The organism is Thalassospira povalilytica (assembly GCF_002844235.1).
GTDB lineage: Bacteria > Pseudomonadota > Alphaproteobacteria > Rhodospirillales > Thalassospiraceae > Thalassospira > Thalassospira povalilytica.
In genome coordinates this window covers 405,332-423,128 of the sequence record NZ_PGTS01000002.1, presented here as the reverse complement: position 1 = coordinate 423,128, position 17,797 = coordinate 405,332, and the positions used below count along the sequence as shown (strand labels likewise).

Annotated in this window: 18 protein-coding genes, 3 tRNA genes and 1 riboswitch; of the genes, 9 read left to right on the top strand and 12 right to left on the bottom strand. The window is 53.7% G+C overall.

The window, feature by feature from the left end; translation table 11 throughout:
* Positions 1-2 precede the first annotated feature (2 nt).
* The 5 genes from CU041_RS06245 (at position 3) to CU041_RS06220 (ending at position 3,917) form a co-directional block, all read left to right on the top strand.
* Positions 3-76 (top strand) — tRNA-Cys (locus CU041_RS06245).
* A 4-nt stretch (positions 77-80) separates the two neighbouring features.
* Positions 81-156, top strand: a tRNA-Asn gene (locus tag CU041_RS06240).
* A 362-nt stretch (positions 157-518) separates the two neighbouring features.
* Positions 519-594 (top strand) — tRNA-Asn (locus CU041_RS06235).
* 71 nt (positions 595-665) lie between these two features.
* Positions 666-983, top strand: a complete 318-nt coding sequence (locus CU041_RS06230) for a hypothetical protein (protein ID WP_068519144.1) — start codon at positions 666-668, stop codon at positions 981-983.
* Between the two features lie 243 nt (positions 984-1,226).
* Complete coding sequence (locus CU041_RS06220; RefSeq protein ID WP_101246163.1) at positions 1,227-3,917, top strand: bifunctional acetate--CoA ligase family protein/GNAT family N-acetyltransferase; 2,691 nt, start codon at positions 1,227-1,229, stop codon at positions 3,915-3,917.
* Positions 3,918-3,988: 71 nt separating this feature from the next.
* Here CU041_RS06220 and CU041_RS06215 read toward each other — a convergent pair whose 3' ends face one another.
* Together CU041_RS06215 and CU041_RS06210 are read right to left on the bottom strand one after the other, a co-directional pair.
* Positions 3,989-4,426 (bottom strand): MerR family transcriptional regulator, encoded by a 438-nt coding sequence (locus CU041_RS06215; protein WP_068519147.1) that lies wholly within the window; start codon positions 4,424-4,426, stop codon positions 3,989-3,991.
* A gap of 122 nt (positions 4,427-4,548) precedes the next feature.
* On the bottom strand, positions 4,549-6,039 hold the full coding sequence (locus CU041_RS06210) for a right-handed parallel beta-helix repeat-containing protein (protein ID WP_101246162.1): 1,491 nt from the start codon (positions 6,037-6,039) through the stop codon (positions 4,549-4,551).
* Between the two features lie 262 nt (positions 6,040-6,301).
* On the opposite strand from CU041_RS06210, the gene CU041_RS06205 reads away from it, so the two are divergent.
* Both CU041_RS06205 and CU041_RS06200 read left to right on the top strand, forming a co-directional pair.
* Complete coding sequence (locus tag CU041_RS06205) at positions 6,302-7,087, top strand: DUF4198 domain-containing protein (RefSeq protein WP_101246161.1); 786 nt, start codon at positions 6,302-6,304, stop codon at positions 7,085-7,087.
* Positions 7,088-7,176: 89 nt separating this feature from the next.
* On the top strand, positions 7,177-7,827 hold the full coding sequence (locus tag CU041_RS06200) for a hypothetical protein (protein ID WP_101246160.1): 651 nt from the start codon (positions 7,177-7,179) through the stop codon (positions 7,825-7,827).
* A gap of 9 nt (positions 7,828-7,836) precedes the next feature.
* Here CU041_RS06200 and CU041_RS06195 read toward each other — a convergent pair whose 3' ends face one another.
* The 6 genes from CU041_RS06195 to CU041_RS06170 are packed head-to-tail and all read right to left on the bottom strand — an operon-like array spanning position 7,837 to position 12,962.
* Entirely contained in the window at positions 7,837-9,300 is a 1,464-nt protein-coding gene (locus CU041_RS06195) for an MFS transporter (RefSeq protein WP_101246159.1), read from the bottom strand.
* A 47-nt stretch (positions 9,301-9,347) separates the two neighbouring features.
* Positions 9,348-10,085 (bottom strand): energy-coupling factor ABC transporter ATP-binding protein, encoded by a 738-nt coding sequence (locus tag CU041_RS06190; protein ID WP_101246158.1) that lies wholly within the window; start codon positions 10,083-10,085, stop codon positions 9,348-9,350.
* Positions 10,069-10,866, bottom strand: coding sequence for a cobalt ECF transporter T component CbiQ (gene cbiQ, locus CU041_RS06185; protein WP_101246157.1), 798 nt, complete (start codon positions 10,864-10,866; stop codon positions 10,069-10,071). Before cbiQ ends, CU041_RS06190 begins: the two co-directional genes overlap by 17 nt.
* Positions 10,863-11,480, bottom strand: coding sequence for a cobalt ABC transporter permease (locus tag CU041_RS06180; RefSeq protein WP_101246156.1), 618 nt, complete (start codon positions 11,478-11,480; stop codon positions 10,863-10,865). Before CU041_RS06180 ends, cbiQ begins: the two co-directional genes overlap by 4 nt.
* On the bottom strand, positions 11,473-12,147 hold the full coding sequence (gene cbiM, locus CU041_RS06175) for a cobalt transporter CbiM (protein ID WP_101246155.1): 675 nt from the start codon (positions 12,145-12,147) through the stop codon (positions 11,473-11,475). Before cbiM ends, CU041_RS06180 begins: the two co-directional genes overlap by 8 nt.
* Before the next feature lie 17 nt (positions 12,148-12,164).
* A complete protein-coding gene (locus CU041_RS06170) occupies positions 12,165-12,962 on the bottom strand; it encodes a DUF4198 domain-containing protein (protein ID WP_101246154.1) in 798 nt (265 codons plus the stop codon).
* Positions 12,963-13,134: 172 nt separating this feature from the next.
* Positions 13,135-13,327: riboswitch (cobalamin riboswitch) on the bottom strand.
* A 148-nt stretch (positions 13,328-13,475) separates the two neighbouring features.
* Between CU041_RS06170 and CU041_RS06165 the strand changes: the two genes are divergently transcribed.
* Complete coding sequence (locus CU041_RS06165; protein ID WP_233433026.1) at positions 13,476-14,021, top strand: DUF924 family protein; 546 nt, start codon at positions 13,476-13,478, stop codon at positions 14,019-14,021.
* A 63-nt stretch (positions 14,022-14,084) separates the two neighbouring features.
* On the opposite strand, the gene CU041_RS06160 is transcribed toward CU041_RS06165, so the two are convergent.
* Together CU041_RS06160 and yaaA are read right to left on the bottom strand one after the other, a co-directional pair.
* Positions 14,085-15,149 (bottom strand): glycosyl transferase family protein, encoded by a 1,065-nt coding sequence (locus tag CU041_RS06160; protein ID WP_101246153.1) that lies wholly within the window; start codon positions 15,147-15,149, stop codon positions 14,085-14,087.
* Between the two features lie 23 nt (positions 15,150-15,172).
* A complete protein-coding gene (gene yaaA / locus CU041_RS06155) occupies positions 15,173-15,949 on the bottom strand; it encodes a peroxide stress protein YaaA (protein WP_101246152.1) in 777 nt (258 codons plus the stop codon).
* 194 nt (positions 15,950-16,143) lie between these two features.
* On the opposite strand from yaaA, the gene CU041_RS06150 reads away from it, so the two are divergent.
* Positions 16,144-16,464 carry a peptidylprolyl isomerase gene (locus CU041_RS06150; protein ID WP_068519158.1) on the top strand — a complete coding sequence of 107 codons (321 nt, stop codon included), beginning with the start codon at positions 16,144-16,146 and terminating at the stop codon, positions 16,462-16,464.
* Positions 16,465-16,568: 104 nt separating this feature from the next.
* Here the strand turns inward: CU041_RS06150 and CU041_RS06145 are convergent, their stop codons facing one another.
* Positions 16,569-16,919 (bottom strand): DUF1491 family protein, encoded by a 351-nt coding sequence (locus tag CU041_RS06145; protein ID WP_068519159.1) that lies wholly within the window; start codon positions 16,917-16,919, stop codon positions 16,569-16,571.
* On the bottom strand, positions 16,920-17,714 hold the full coding sequence (locus CU041_RS06140) for a peptidoglycan DD-metalloendopeptidase family protein (protein WP_233433025.1): 795 nt from the start codon (positions 17,712-17,714) through the stop codon (positions 16,920-16,922). It lies immediately after the preceding gene.
* Positions 17,715-17,797 lie beyond the last annotated feature (83 nt).

Here is a 17,797-nt window from a genome sequence, read left to right as displayed (position 1 = left end):
AAGGCGCGATGGCGGAGTGGTTACGCAGAGGACTGCAAATCCTTGCACGCCGGTTCGATTCCGGCTCGCGCCTCCACTGATCCGGCATAGCTCAGTTGGTAGAGCAAATGACTGTTAATCATTGGGTCGCAGGTTCGAGTCCTGCTGCCGGAGCCATAAACCCCTGGAACTCTGTTCCGGGGGTTTTTGCTTTGTACCCTTCCCGATCTTCCTGCACCACGCCACCTGCCCATTACGATCTTTGGTCATCCAGCGCCGTTTGACTATCCATGGATGGTGGACGCGGTTTCCTGCTCGGTATTGATGTGAAATTCCACATATTCAGTCACCGCCTTTTGTGACCGTGCACCAACCTTTTTGCGATTAACTTCGCATGGTGGTTAACCCACAGTCGCACAACGGCATTCCAATGCCAAAAAGACGAAATTTTGGTCTTTTTTTCGTAAAAAAGGTCTTGCGGCGTTCGGGCCGTTTGATTATACACCCTCCACGCGCTTCGGACGGAGCGCAACGCCTGATCCGGCATAGCTCAGTTGGTAGAGCAAATGACTGTTAATCATTGGGTCGCAGGTTCGAGTCCTGCTGCCGGAGCCAATTAAAAAGGGACCGAACATTATGTTCGGTCCCTTTTGTTTTTGATACGTCGCAGATTGAGGCACCGCATCATGAAAACCGTCAAAATTGAATTGCGCGAAGTAAAGCTGGCCACTCTTTCCGGCGAAACACGCGGCTGGCTGATCACCGGTGAAAATGAAGTCATTCACGGTATGGTGCACCCGATTGACGGTGATCTTTTCACCATTTCATCGACCACGGACCCCCGCATTCAGGCATTTGGCTGGTGCCCGATGTTCGATAGTCTCGCCCATGTCCAGAATGATCTGGAAATTGCGCTGGCAATGACATCGGCTGGCGAAGTCGAACAATGGATCGAAGATTCCGAACGCTATGACGATGACGATCACCACGGTCATCTTCATTAATATCACGCCCCGTCCGGCCCCGATTTCCCGAATTTGAACCGATGCTGGAAAAGCGCGCCACGCGTGCCATAAAAACTTCGTGGCCTCAGTGCTTTATTGATGCACAGCAAATCAATATAATCAGTGCTGACTTAACATCGCGCAACTTCATGCGTGGCTATTCACTGCCCTGCCCGCACGGCAATGTGCGGACCGATGACGCTGCCACCATACAAGCCCACATCAAAACGCGGGAATCCGGCGATGAGCACAATTAATCTGGATCATCTGTTCAAACCCAAATCGGTCGCCGTGATTGGTGCATCCAACCGACCCCATTCGGTTGGCCATGTGCTGATGCGAAACCTGCTTGCAGGGGGATTTGACGGGCCGATCATGCCGGTCAATCCGCGCAGCCAGTCGATCGGCGGCGTACTTGCCTATCCTGACGTCAACAGCCTTCCGGTTGTGCCCGAACTGGCCGTGATCTGCGTTCCGCCCAAAGCAGTTGTCCCGGTCATGGAATGCCTTGCGGAAAAAGGCTGCCTGGCGGCCATTGTTCTGACCGCGGGCCTTGGTGCCGAACAGTACGATGACAAACGCACAGTCAAACAGGCGATGCTCGATATCGCCGCCCAACGCAAGATGCGCCTTCTGGGACCGAACTGTCTTGGGTTGATGGTGCCGGGCATCGGATTGAATGCCAGTTTCAGCCACCAGAATATCGGCAGTGGTAAAATTGCCTTTGTCTCGCAATCCGGCGCGTTATGTACGGCGGTTCTCGATTGGGCTGCGGCACGCGGAATCGGGTTCTCGCACTTTATATCGCTTGGCGAATGTGATGATGTCGATTTCGGGGATGTGATCGACTATCTCGGGTCTGATCCCAACACCCGCGCGATCATGCTTTATATCGAATCCATCCATGAACGCCGAAGCTTTATCTCGGCTGCCCGCGCAGCATCGCGTAACAAGCCGATCCTGTGCATCAAGTCCGGCCGCTTTGCCGAGGGTGCGGCTGCTGCGGCATCGCATACCGGTGCGCTGGCCGGGGCCGATGACGTATTTGATGCCGCTATCAAACGGGCTGGCGTGCTGCGCGTTTATACCGTCAGTGAAATGTTCTCGGCGGCGGAAACCCTGTCGCGCATGCGTCCGTTCCGTGGTGACAAGCTTGGCATCGTCACCAATGGCGGCGGTATCGGCGTTCTTGCCGTTGATGCCCTGATCGAACGACAGGGACATCTGGCACAACTTGACGACAGCACGATCGCCGAACTCGACAAGGTCCTGCCCCCGACATGGTCACGCGCCAACCCCGTGGACATTATCGGTGATGCCCCTGGTGAACGTTATGCCAAGGCCATCGAAACAGTTCTGACCGACAGCAATATCGACAGTCTGCTTGTCATGCACGCACCAACCGCCATTACCGATCCGGTCGAAGTCGCGCGCGGCGTGATTGACAAGATCAAGGACAGCAAAAAGAACATCCTGACCAACTGGGTCGGCGAGGCCACCGTCGCAGAAGCCCGAAACATGTTCTATGCGGCAGGCATTCCAACCTATCGCACGCCGGAAAATGCGGTCGCTGCTTTTCAGCATATGGTCAATTATCGCAAATTGCAGGACCTGCTGATGGAAACGCCGCCATCCGTTCCGCGCGATTACACGCCCCAAACCGACAAGGCACGCAGCATCATTCACAGTGCCATTCACGCCGGGCGTGACATGCTGACCGAACCGGAAGCAAAAGCCGTTCTGGAATGCTATGGGATCAATACGGTCAAAACGATTGCGGCAAGTGACGTCGAAGAAGCCGTTCGTACCGCCGATGATATAGGTTATCCGATCGCTCTTAAGATTCTGTCTGATGATATCAGCCACAAGTCAGACGTTGGCGGCGTTGTACTTAATCTTGACAGCAGTGACGAGGTTCGTGCCGCTGCGACCAAGATGCAGCGCACCATCGCCCAAAAGTTCCCAAAGGCGCGACTACGCGGCTTTACCATTCAGGAAATGGTCACCCGTGCCGGGGCACGTGAACTGATTGTCGGCATGACCACCGATCCGATTTTCGGTCCGGTGATCCTGTTTGGTCATGGCGGTGTCGAGGTCGAAGTGGTCCGTGACCGTGCCATGGCCCTGCCCCCGCTGAACATGAAGCTCGCCCGCGAATTGGTCGAAGGCACCCGCATCTACAAGCTTCTAAAAGGTTATCGGGACGTCCCGCCGGTCAATCTGGAAGACCTTTACATGACGCTGGTGCGGCTATCGCAATTGGTGGTGCATCTTGGCGAAGTGGTTGAGCTTGATATGAACCCGCTTCTTGCCGATCAGCACGGTGTCATTGCCCTTGATGCCCGTATCAAGGTAACCCCGAAAGTCGTCAGCGATGACAAACGCCTTGCCATTCATCCTTATCCAAGGCACCTGAAACAGGAACTGGTGATGGATGATGGCACGACCTATCTTCTGCGCCCGATCAAACCCGAAGACGAGCCGGCCCACTACGAGTTCATGTCACGGCTGACCCCTGAAGATATCCATTTCCGGTTCTTTGGCTCTGTGCGTGAACTTCCCCATTCCGAAATGGCCCGTCAGACCCAGCTTGATTACGACCGGGACATGGCCTTCCTTGCTGTGGTGCCCGACGGGCCTGAACAGGGGCAAATACATGGCATCGTTCAGGTCGTGATCGATCCGAATAATGAACATGCCGAATATGCCATCATGGTCCGCTCCGACATCAAGGGTCGCGGACTGGGGCGGGTTCTGATGGAACAAATGATCGCCTATTGCCGGCGCAAAGGAACCGAAACCTTTATCGGCCAGGTTTTGCCAAGCAACCGGCGCATGCTGACACTTTGTGAAAAGCTTGGATTTAGTCGAAAATACATTCCTGACGAGGATGTATTTGAAGTCACCCTGCCACTTCAGCGTGATGCGGAATGATGATCTGACCACAAACAAAAAAAGCCCGGCATTTATGGCCGGGCTTTTTTTTTCATCGATAACTGGATTTGTCAGGCGCCCTCGGCAACCAGTTTGGCCTTGATGTCTGCGACCGCCTTTTCCGGATCAATACCCTTTTCACGCAGGCTTTCGACAGCCTCGCCTTCGATTTTGCGAAGCTCTGCAAGCGTGGTCTGAACATCTTCAAGTTGCTGTTCGAGTTCCGCAATCCTGCGCCGCCCGACAAGCATCAAATGTGCAAGTTGCTCGGTCCGGGTGCGGTCCGCATCATAGAGATCAATATATTCCTTGATATCTTCCAGCGAGAATCCAAGACGTTTGCCGCGAAGGACAAGCATCAGCCGCGCCCGGTCACGATAATTATAGACACGCGTCGCCCCGGCCCGTTGCGGTGCGAGCAGGTTCTTGGTTTCGTAAAACCGGATGGCGCGTGGCGTAATGTCGAACTCTTCGGCCAGTTCTGTAATGCTGTAAAGCTTGTCGTTCATGGTTTTTCTTGTTTGTTGACTGCAATATGCCAACATCGCAACATTCCGACATTCCAGTCAACATATTTACGCATACGTAAACTCGAAACATGCCATTCCAATGATAACGATGACGTCGTGCGTTATCCCGGGATCGGCAAGGATCGAACATATTCAATATCCACCGGCACATATTCCGGCCCGAATATAACACGCCCGTTTGTAATCGCCCCGGGCCAATACGCGCGCGGACTATGCCACGTGGTCCCATCCGGCAACGGGATTTCCAACCCGCAGGAATATGGAACCCGATGACATTCGGCCAAATCAAATTGCCCCGCCAAGCTGTTTTCAAATAACGGGCCTTCGGCTGGTCTTGGATCATGAAGCACCCCGTCATAAGGATCGAATACTGCTGGATAGGTCGGATGGTTGGCCAGATCACCTTCGAACCGCACCGGCAATGGTGGACTTGCCGACAATTGAATATCTTCCTGCTTGCCCAGAAAGGACTGATCAAGTGGCATCATCTGATCGGGCAAAGCGGTTGGGTCCGCATGGTCAATCGCGTTGCGCGCATTGATCAAGCCGCGTGTGGTGCCCTTTTTGATGTATTTCTGCCGCAGGAAGAAACTGTTGTGCAAGCAGGCCGAAACATAGTCGGGCTGAGGTACGCTTCCACCTTTGCCCAGCTTGAATACTGCACCGCCGTTATATTCGTCCCCCTCGGGTCCCGGGCGGCTGTCAAACCAGCAAATATTGCCAAAGTAATACCAGAAACCACCCCTGACCCCGTCCTGGGAAAACAGCTTGTGGCAATTAAAGAACCGGTTTCGGCCAATCCACCACCCGACGGCGATCGCTTCGGGTTCCACGGGATTATCACGTATATAGCTAAACCGGTTATCGAGAATGCGAACATCGCGATTAAACGTGCCGACTGGCGCACCAACATTGTCCGCCGACACATCCATCCTGATGCCGTTATAACAGTCGCGAATGTCGTTATTTGAAATCTCGACTTCGCCTGCAATATCATCCGATCCGAAAAATGCGCCGTTAAGATACCGATACGGCACCTTGATCACATTGCCGTCTTCATCTTTGCCGTCATGGATTTCGTCCCAGCGAATGGTGCGCCAGATCGCAACATCCTGAACCCATCGACAGGCCCGGATACGGATACGTTCGGTGCGCGGACCATTGGCATAAAAGGCATAGGTCCCATCGGAAATATCAAGTCCGGCAAATGAAAGGTCACAGCTGTTTTCAATATACACAGCTGATGGCCACGCACGCCGGATCACAATTTCTTCGATGCGGATATGATCAACATCGATCAGTTGGAAGACTGCAAACCGCGACGCCCCCGGATTGGTCGCCGAAACGGTCGCATCCGGGCCCCTGTTGCCATCCAGGACCACACCACTATCGCCACGAATAACAATCGGTTGATCGACCGTGCCACTTCGCGGCAAACGCAATGGCTGACTTATATTGTATGTCCCGGCAATCAACCGGATAAGATGTCCGGGCTGACTTTGACTGATTGCGACCTCAAGCGTTTTGGTTTCGCGCTGCTTTGCATCAATCCAGTGCGTCCCGCCATCGTGCGATACGTAGATAACTTCCATGCGTTTGCCCCTGTTTTTTTGTTGTGTCGCTCAACGATACATTAAAAGCGTATTTGTCCAAGTATCTGTTTTGGATCGATGAATTGACGGGGAACAGGGCTGTTCGTGACGCTGGTTCGGGGCCGCGATCTGCGATGCAGGCCTGAAGGTGGCAGATAAAACGTCATACGTTTTTGCAATTTCGTATGAAATATTCTAAATCAGTGCATCGCCATGCGTCAGATTGACGACGATATTGATTTTTCCAACAAAGGACTTTGCAATGTCCCTCGCCTCCCGGTTGCTTTCAAAGGCATCATTGTCACTGCTTCTCACATCAATCGTCGCATCATCTGCATCGGCACATTTCCAAAAGATGGTTCCGTCAACCAATGTGGTCGATCAGAATACCGGCCGCACAGTAAAGCTTGATCTGACATTTACCCATCCGATGACCAATGGTCCGGCAATGGAAATGGCACCGCCAGTTCAGTTTGGCATGCAATACAATGACCAAAAGATCGATTTGCGCCAAAGTCTTGAAGCCAAAACAGTGGATGGAAAATCGGCCTTCAACGCCGAGGTCACCTTGAAGGCACCGGGTGGATATGCCTTCTATCTTGAACCGGTGCCGTATTTTGAACCGGCCGAAGGCAAGTTCATTATCCAGTACACCAAAACCATCATTGATGCCTATGATTCCGGTGAAGACTGGGACCAGATGGTCGGATTCCCGGTGGAAATAGAACCCCTTACGCGCCCGTACGGCATCTGGACCGGCAATATCTTTTCCGGAATGGTGCGCCACAATGGCGATCCTGTTCCCTTTGCCGAAGTTGAAGTTGAATATGCCAGTGACGGCAGTATCACCCTTCCCAATGCGACTTTTGCCACACAGGTCATCAAAGCTGATGCGAATGGCATCTTCCATTATGCAATGCCCAAGGAAGGTTGGTGGGTGTTTGCAGCCTTGATCGAAGACGGCACAATGACCGCACCTGACAGCGGCAGCCAGGTTCCGGTCGAACGCGGCGGTGTGCTGTGGGTCAAAACCGATCAGATGAACTGAACCCAGCGGGTAAGTGGTCCGGGCCACTTACCCGTTCGTAAGTTCTGCTATTGAAATTGCATTCATCCTTAATCGATTGGCCTGCCCCCATGACAAGTCGTTTGCGCAGCTTTGGTCTTTTCATTTTGCTTTTCTGTGCTTTTGGCGTTTCTGCCGCACAGGCCCACAACCTTAATGTCTTTGCCATAAGCACCGGCGACACTATTGAAGGATATGTCTATTTCACTGGCGGGACGCGCGCCCGTACTGCTGAAATTGAACTTCATGCCGATGATGGCGCGGTAGTGGCGGCGGCCCGCACTGATCAAAACGGTGCCTTTGCTATCCGCGTCAGCCACCGGACGCCCTATGTCGTTCAGGCCAATACCGGCGATGGTCATGTCGCCACATTCACCCTGACCGAGGACGAGTTTTCCGAAAACCTTCCACCCGCGAAAAATGCATCGGACATCACGGCAAGCTTTGTGACCGATAACACCCCCGATGCCGCGGTCGCCCCGACCATGACCACGCCGTCATCATCGGCAACCGCCCCAATCGGGCTAAAGGCCCTGACGCGCGACGAATTGACCAGCTTGATCAATCATGCCGTCGCACGACAGATCGGCCCGCTTCGCGAGGAAGTAAACGCCTATCGCAATGATGTTCGTATGTCCGATATCATGGGCGGCATCGGTGTGATTATTGGTATTTTCGGAATCTTGGCGTGGGTCCGCGCCCGTAAACAGACATCTGTCTAACAACCGCAATCAGACCATTTCACCACTTTCCACCGGCCAGCGGGTATGGTGACTGTCAATCACGAAGCGATGTTTGTGGCTGACCGGCGGATGATAATGGCGGTGCCGGTGCTTTGACCGGTCTTCTTCCGCGTGCTGGTGACCGTCATCATGATGCTTTGCATCGTTCGACGACGTCGCGGCTGCTTCGGCGGGATGGACATGTCCATGGTGTTCATCGGCATGATCGTGGGGATGTTCATGCCAGAAACCGGGATGGCTGTGCTGAAGTTCAAGCTGGTCTTGTTTGGGCCAAAGAACGCGCGCCATCACAGCACAGCAAAATGCAAGCCCGCCCGACACCCAGAACGCTACCGAAATATCGGCCAGACTGCCAATCCATCCAATTACCCCATATGCAATCAACCATCCACCATGCGACAGTGCAAAATTGGCGGCAAAGAATGCGGAACGATCCCCTGCACCGGCTGATCGTTGTACCAACCGTCCACCTGGCGTCTGCGCAAATGTGGTTCCGGCCCCGGCAAACACCCAAAGCAGCGCAAAGGCGGCAACATCGCGAATGCCCGCCCTCATGATCACGGCACCTGCCACCATCGCCAGGGATGCGGCGACAATTCCGGCCATCATCAATCGGCGTTCACCCACTGTATCAATGATCTTGGGCATGACGAATGCCGCAACCATTGATCCGCCACCGGCACAGGCAAGAAACACCGTGGTCAGGATTTCAGACCCGCCAAGGATCGACCGCGTCAAAACAACCGTATTGACGATGATCATCGCCCCGACGCAGGAAACCGCAAAATGAACGGCCAGAAGTCCGCGTAGCCTTGGTGTTTTAAGATATGCCACCACCCCAAACCGCGTATTGGCGTAAATGCCGCCTTCGCGATCCGTCGCGGCGGCGCGCGGCACTGTTGTTGTCACAATCAGAGCGGCCGAAAGTGCAAATGTCAGGCTGTTGACGATAAACAGACTGTCAAACGACCAGACGAACAACAAGGCGGCTGCAAGTGCCGGACTGATCAGGTTTTCCAGATCATAGGCCAAGCGGGCATAGGAAAGGCCCTTGGTATAGGATTTCTCATCTTCGAGAATTTCCGGGATAATGGCCTGAAAGACCGGTGTGAACGCGGCTGACGCGGCATTGACAACAAAGACCAGAACAAAAATCTGCCAGATCTGATCGACAAAGGGCAAACACAGAACAATTGCAGCACGCAAGATATCAAGCCCGACAAGCCATGTCCGGCGCGGCAACAAATGCGCCATCCCACCGGCAATCGGGGCGATCACCAGATACGCGACCATCTTCAAAACCAGAATGGATCCCAATACCCGTCCCGCATCCGCCCCGGCCAGATCAAACGCCAGAAGTGACAGGGCGACCGTGGTTAATCCTGTCCCGATCAGGGACGTGATCTGGGCAGCAAAAAGATGTCGAAAGGCCGAAATGGAAAATGGCGACATGTTGGGGCATCCGGGCTGTGTGTCGCCTTACACCCTATCTTAAACCGTCAAAGACTTTCAAATGAATGATCATCGGCCTTGGCATTTTGCCGGGCGCGATCGGATGCGGTACATTTTTTTGGTGCAAGTTCCTTGGCCTGCGACATTTTCCCGGCGCGCAACTCCAGCGTCCGGGTAGCCAGTTTCCGGCGGAAATGCGGGTCATGCGACACCAGAATCATGGCTTGCGGCAGTTCCAGCAAGATCTCCTCAAGCCGGTGAAGGTTTTCTTCGTCCAGCGCGTTCGTCGGCTCATCAAGCAAAAGAACATCGGGCTTCATGGCAAGAACCGCCGCCACAGAAACCAGCCTCTTTTCCCCGCCTGAAAGCTCGTGGGTGATGCGTTCGCGCAAATGTCTGAGATGAAGTTGATCAAGAACCTCGTCAACAATCGCCAGTGCCTCTTCGCGGCTGGCCCCAAGATTAAGCGGACCAAAAGCGATATCTTCGACCACGGTCGGACAAAACAGCTGATCATCGGGGTCCTGGACAATAAACCCGACCCGACAGCGCAGATCATGGAAATCCTTGTCCGTTACACGCGGTATTCCAAACGCCCTGATTTCGCCGCCAAACGGTTTGATCAGACCGACCAGAATGCGCAACAACGTGCTTTTGCCAGCCCCATTCGGACCAGTAATGAACAATCTTTCATTGGCCTCAAGCGACAGGCTGACACGGTCCAGAACATTTTGCCCGGCGCGGTATCCGTATGAAATATCGTTTAGTTCAATAAGCGACGACATAAAAACGATCCAGAATAACAAACACGGAAACCAGCATCAGAAACCCCACCCCGAAAAGGGCATCACGTTGCCGGAACACAAGATGATCAATCATCGGGAAATGGCCACTAAATCCGCGGCATTTCATGGCCTCAAGAACCCGTTCGGCACGTTCAAGGGACCTGACAAGCAACATCCCGAAAAGATACCCCAGCGACCGATAGGTATGAATGCTGTTGCGCGCCTTGAAGCCACGCAATTTCATGGCCATGCGCAGTCGATGATATTCATCATGAAGAACCGAAATATAGCGCACCGTAAACATCATGAGATGCACCAGGGCTGCTGGGCAACGCAGCCGGTATAATGTATGCCCAAGTCCCACCGGCGTTAACCCGGCAAGCAGGCTAAGCATCATCAAAACAACCGCATTGGCGCGAATGCCGATCAGGACCGCATGTTGCAATCCTTCCTTGCTGGCCTCGGCACCCAGGACGGTAAACATGGCGGTTCCCGGCGTTGTGAATGGCAACATCACCAGCATCACGATGATGAACCCGTCCATTGCTGCCATACGTTTCAGGGTCAGACGCAATGGCAAATCAGTCATGAACATCGTCGCCACTGCCGCAAAAAAGGCAGCAAGCGCGAATTCGATCTGATGCAGGGAAACGACCATCACCGAAAACAGACCGGCCGCCACCACCCGAACACGCGGATCAAACGATCCGACAAAGGAAGACGGTCGTTGCCCGCCTCCCTGAACGCTTAATGGTTGGTCATGCCCGAAAAGATGGCTCATGATTTGGTTGCTTTGGCTCTCAAACGTCTTGCTGCCAGATAATAGGCAATCCCGAAGAACCCGAATATATAACCAATACCGCCCAGAATCGATTGAAGATCGTTCTTTTCCTTGTAGGCGGTAATTTCCCGACGCAATGGCCGCAATTCATCACGAACGATCGCGGCAATGACTTCTTCCTGTTCGCGGGTGATTGCAGTTTTGGTTGCATTATCCCCGACAACTGCCCCATCCACAGTGATGTTAGCGCTATCATCCGAAGAAACTGCGGCAATGCTGCCTGGCCCTGAAATTCCCGTCAGGTCGGCAATATCAAAACTGGCTTCTGCAACATGCCCTGCCCCCAGATCGGCCCGAAAGACAAGGTCAACTTTCCGGCTTGGCGTATAGACAAAGAAACCGTCAGCATCCGTTCTGATTTCATCGATCTTGTTTCCCTGCCGGTCGAAAACTTCGACCAGCGTGTCCGCAGCCATATCGCCATTGGAAAACCCGATCTCCCCTTCGACAGCTGTGCCGCTCGGAAAAACCGATGCAATCACCTTATGGGCCTGGGCGGCCTGCATTCCGAACAGAAGGCCTGCCAGAAACACTCCTGTTGCAAGCTTAGCCATTGTTGGCCTCGTTCACCTGTTCGGCCAGGATCGCGGGGCTTTGTGCGTCATATCGGCTGATCCGGGCATCGGCCATCAGCAAGGCCGGCTTGACCTTCATGATCAGATAAACCGCTGCTGCAGACACCAGACCTTCGACCGCCATGATTGGAATATGAGCAAAGAAAACAAGCTTGGCCGCCGGTACAAACCCTTCCCCGCTCAGACCAAGGGAAATGGCCACGAACAAGGTGGTCAGCGCAATTGAAAGCGCACCGGCACACCCGCCCCAGATTGCCGCAAAGGTTGGATTGCTTCGCGACACCAATCCGCGAAACATGAAACCGGCAATCACCGCAGGAAACGCAATATTGACGGTATTGACCCCCAATACAGTCAAACCGCCAAATCCGAAAAAGATGGCCTGCAACAAAAGCCCGACAAAAAGTGCCGGGAATGCGGTCCAGCCAAGCACAAGCCCGGCCAGGCCACTCATAATCAGATGCACGCTCGACGGACCGACCGGCACGTGGATCAGGGAGGCGACGAAGAACGTCGCCGACAACACCCCCGTCGCCGGAATTTTATCGATTGGCAGTTTGCGCAATCCAAGGCCAAGCCCCGCGACTGCAAGCACGCCACCGCCAATCAGCACCTCTGGGGCCAGTGCCCCGTCAACAATATGCATCTATTTTGTCCCCAAGCCTATTGCACATCATAGGCGCGAACCCACAGGACTGCATCCTGTGAAAGCTCTTTTCCCTGAAATTCTTTGTCCGGCCCACTGCCAAGGGCCGCAAAACCCCAAAATCCGGCCTTGGGGATCCCGAACGTAAAATACCCGTTGGCATCGGTAATCGCGACAATCGCCCCACCGGGCATCGGTCCTGCTGTCGGTTCCTTGGGCGCGTTACGGTCCATATCGGGTTCGGCTGCCATATATTCGATTTCAACCTCGACCCCGGATACCGGTTCACCATTACTCAGCACACGACCGGTAAAGGTCGAACCTGCGACAATGTTGGTCGGCCGGTTTAACGGCAGAATTTCGGTCACAAGTCCCTGTGCCTCCATCCAGTCGGTCGGGATTTCGTTGCGGTTCACATAGGACTTGGTGATCTGCTGAATGAAGATATCTTCGCTTTCTTCGTAATAGGGTTCGGGCACCACCACCATCACGTAATCGCCACTGCGCTTAAGGGTCAAAGTACCGTCATACGCCTTGGCGGTATTCTCCTTCCCTGTGAAGGTCACCTCAGAAAGCGTTGAAGATAAATCAATTTTATCACCGCGATGGATTGCGTAAAACGCCACCGGCTTTTTCATATCCATGACATGTCCGTTTTCGAACGGATGCCAGAATATCAGTTTCACCGGCAGTTCGCCGGGGGCGGTCACATTGACTTCCGGTGTATAGGCCAATTGAAAATGGGCGTGCGCACTTTGTGACGCGAACGCGAAACAGGCACTTGCAATCGCAAGCTTGCCAAGAGTTTTAAACATGTAATCGTCTCTTTTCACGAACGATGCACGTCAGAAAAGTTTCCCGACGCACAGAGTTAGGATCAAGAACGATAGGATGGCTGGAAGCAAGATACCGGTTTCACGACGAGACCGCCTTTTCCCTGCAACCTGACGCTCACCCCGGCGTCCAACAGTTCAGTACCGGACAAGCCGTGTCCGGCAGTCAAAGGCAGGTCTCCTGGCTCGTGGTTTCAAAAGCATTACGCCTTCCCGGTTTGTCACCAGTGGCATAGGTAATGCTCGGACCACTTACAGTTGCGGGGGCAGCCGTGGCATTGTCGTAACGCACCACGTTCCCTTTTAAGCCGATCCAATGGATCAACACCCAAGACGCGTTCATATTCCATGGGCGGCAAACACCTGTCAACTCTTTGCCCGCATCCGAACGGATTATCTTTTCGCGCCATTGCTTGACCTTCGCCCTTCCCGCGGCAAAGATCAGCAAACACATCGCACATTTTTGCGATTGGCCTTACATGGAATGGGTTGGAAATGATGGCTCCTGAAACAGTCCTGGACTTCTGGTTCAAGGAACTCGAACAAAAGCAATGGTTTATCAAGGATACTGCACTTGATACCCACATTGCCGAACGATTTTCCGACATTCATGCCGCGGCCCTCGCCGGTGAACTTTTCACCTGGCGCAACACCGCATCGGGGCGCCTTGCCGAAATCATCGTTCTGGATCAGTTTTCGCGCAACATGTACCGCGACACACCGCAATCATTTGCTGCCGATCCGATCGCGCTTGTTCTCGCACAGGAAGCCGTATCGTTGGGTAAGGACAAGGAACTTGGATCACCAGAACAGCGGGCGTTTCTGTACATGCCCTACATGCACTCAGAATCCGAAATGATCCATGAAATTGCCATGACCCTGTTTGATCAGCCCGGGCTTGAACACAATTACGGCTTTGAAATCAAACACAAGAAAATCATCGACCGGTTCGGGCGTTATCCGCACCGCAATGACATCCTTGGACGGACATCCACGCCAGAAGAAATCGCGTTTCTCAAAGAACCCGGCTCGTCATTCTAGAACGAAAAACGGGACGGCATTCCGTCCCGCTTTCATAAGATCATTCAATGCGAAAACGCGATATCAACCGATATCGCGATCGCGATTATCCCACCACCCCTGCACCAGGGATTCGGCTTCGTCCATATAATCGGCTTTACCGGCAAGGAATGCCGCCATCGCTGCACTGCCTTTGATCCTGGCTTCGGCCGGGGCATCCTCGACCTCGCCGCGCCAAACGGCAAGGAAGTGTTTGAGAGTCACCGGGCTTTGATCGTCGATTTCTTTTTCGGTTTTTGGCAAAAGTGCCGGCCACCGGACGTCACAAAGCTCGCCGTTATCAAGCATCCGAAGATCAACATGTTTGAACGGTGTGCGTTCTGCTTCGCCGCCCCCGCCCTTGATCACACCAATTCGCGGCAGTTCAAGAAGCTTGCCGGTTTCGCGATGCACATCCAGAAACGCCGGATGAAACACCCCCAGGAACGCGGCCCGTGCCTGTAACGGGTTTAGCAACCGCAACAGGGTATTCACCGGGCTGCGCAGCCCCAAAAGCGACCGCAGCCCGATCAGTTCCTGCAATTTCGGATGCATATGGCGCAGCGGCAAATAAGCAAACCCCTTTGCGGCAATATCCGAACGGGCTTCTTCGGCCGACATCGCGATCGGCAGCTTAAGCGCCTTGATTGCGGCCTCGGTTCCAAGACCATTGACCAGATGCGAGTTATAACCGTGCATCAGAACCGGAACACCGTTCTGCGATATCAAATGTGCCGACAATACAAACCACGGAAGACCACGTGTTCGACCCGCCGCATATGACGGCCAATCAAGCATGGGGCGGCCCACCGGGTTGGCGTCCTGTCCATCATCCGCATCAAGCCTTGCGGCTTTGCGCACGGCTTCGATCATGCCTGCGAGTTCTTCCGGCGTTTCCGCCCGATAGCGCAGCATAAGCAAAAACGCGCCAAGCTGGATCGGCTCGACCTCATCGCGCAGGATCATTGAAAAGGCATCAAATGCCTCTTCGCGCGTCAGGCTGCGTGAACGGCCCGGCCCCCGAAAGAACGTTCTCAAATACCCGGAAAACGGATGAGATTCGGGTAAATGATTTTCTTCCTCGAGCTGTTCAAGATGCTCGTCGGTCATACGTACTCACCGAAAAATTGTCGTTACTGGTCATGGACGCGGGTAAAGACCCACTCCGTCTCGTTTGACAGGTCATCCTGGTAGCAATAACCGTCAACATTGAATTTCTTAAGGTCTTGCGGGTTTTCCAGTCGATTGTCGATCATGTAACGCGCCATCATGCCACGCGCACGCTTCGCTGAGAAGCCGACAACCTTGGCAGCACCGCCTTTGACTTCCTTAAAGACCGGTGTGATGACCGGTCCATCAAGCAGCTTGGTCTTGACCGACTTGAAATATTCGTTGGATGCCAGATTGATCAGGCTGCGGTCTTTGTGACCTTCGGTAAGCTTGTTGATCTCTTTGGCGATCTTGTCACCCCAAAACGCATAAAGGTCCTTGCCACGCGGATTTTCAAGCCGTGTACCCATTTCAAGGCGATAAGGCTGCATCAGATCACGCGGCTTCAACAGACCATAAAGCCCCGACAGCATCCGAAAATGGTCCTCGGCCCAGTCGATATCGGCATCCTTCATGGTGTCGGCATCAAGGCCGACATAGGTATCACCACGAAAGGCAAAGATCGCCGGTTTTGCGTTGCTGCGATCAAAAGGCCGTGAAAAATGCTGGAAGCGCTGATAATTCAGATCCGCAAGGTTTTCACTGATCCCCATCAGCTTCATCAAATCGCCACGGCTCTTTTTCCGTGCAACTTCAATCAATTCTTCCGTGTCATCGAGAAACGCCGGTTGGGAAACGGCCATTTCCGGCACGTCCGTTTCGAAATCCAGCTTCTTGGCCGGGGACACAACAGCAAGCATCAATCTGCCTCTTCTCTTTCATCTCGGTTCAATTTGTCGTAACAAGCCACAAGGCATGGACAATGTCTAGGGCCCAAGCCCATGTACAGGTGTATACGACTGTGCATGGATTTGGACCCTTGGCTTTATCCATAAACTTCTAATCTTGCAGAAAATCCGTCTGGCGCAAGCCTTGGCGGAAGAAAGGACCAGTTATGAGTGAACAAGTTCGCGCGTCGCACATTCTTCTGATGTATGCCGGTTCGGCACGTTCGACCGCCACCCGCACCAAAGAAGAAGCATTGAACGAAATCAATGCCCTTAAAGACCAGATCGCAAACGGTTCCGATTTTGCAGAACTGGCAAAAGCTAATTCCGATTGCCCGTCCGGCCAGCAGGGCGGCGATCTTGGCTTCTTTGGCCGTGGCATGATGGTTCCGGAATTCGATGCTGCTGCATTCAGCATGGATGTCGGTGCGACCTCTGACGTGGTTGAAACCGATTTCGGTTACCACCTGCTTCAGCGCACCGCCTGATCCCGCGCTGCGATCAGAACAAAGGCTGGCACATTGGCGCCAGCCTTTTTCTTTTGGTGAATCGGTATTGTGGCGCACCTTTACCGGAACTGACGATCCGCGCTCTAATAATCGACGACGGGTGCATCAAGTTCGTATTGGCCTTTATGGTCTTCGATTTCGAGAACCCAGACATCGCGGTCAAAGTCGATTTGCTTGCGCCAATAGGTATCACAGGCAAATTCGGTTTCACGCCCGCCATCTGGACCGCCTGCAACCAGCATCCAGCCAAGATCGCCGTCCAGTGTCGTAACCCGGGAATAGACGAAACACCCGGCATCGAACCGATTCAGCTTCAACAAAACCGCCCCCGCATCCTCGTTGCCCTTATGGAGCACCATGGCCGTGATCAGGTTTGACTGGCAAATGGCAATCTGGCCACGAACCCAAAGTCCTGCTTTCAAACGGGGCTGCATCTATTTGCCATCCCGGCTGGCGACAACATTTTCAGGCATCTGCAACATCAGGTTCGGGTCCGGGCAAATGCTTGTCCAGATATCCCATTCCGATGGTTTTGCCGCCCCGAAATAGTCCCCTTCCCGGCCCAGCATGTCAAAAATGATCTGAAAATGCAGATGCGGAATCCAGTCACCATTGATCGGAAAATCGCCAAACCGGCAAAACAGCTCGCCGGCGCGGATTTCCTTGCCTTTATAAAGTCCTTCAAGGGACGGTCTGCTCAGATGACCATACAGGGTGTAAAAGCGCACGCCACCCGCCGGTTCATGTTGCAAGATGATGGTCGGCCCGTAATCAAGATGCAAATTGTTGTCTGCAAAGCTGTGCACGACGCCATCAAGGGGCGCAAATACCGGCGTATAGGCGGCTGCAAACAGATCGATGCCCAGATGCTGGCTTCGGGCTTCACCGTCGTTTTTGAACTGTTCGGATTGATAACAGACACGGTCTTCGCGATATCGGCCGATCCCGACCGGCGCGTCTGCCGCGGCCAGTTGTTGCCACATGATTTCTGTCTGACGTGCCGGGTCGCTCGTGCCGCCGATCACCACATCACCGTTTGCTGAAAAATCATAAACGATCTTCGGGCAACGTTTCAGATCACATTCCACAACAGAATGAAACTGGTCGCCATGACCGGAAATCCAGTCGCGCAACAATGCGGCATCTTCAAAGGGTTCAAGCCCGCGCGCATGACGGTCGTGATAGGTCTGCAATCGCTTGGTCGCATTGATCGGCATGGTGGCAGGCACAATGATGGCTCCGTAAAAGAAAAAGGCAGGGTTGGTTCCCCGCCTTTTGCCTACATGATTATCTGCCTGATCGGCAAGTACCA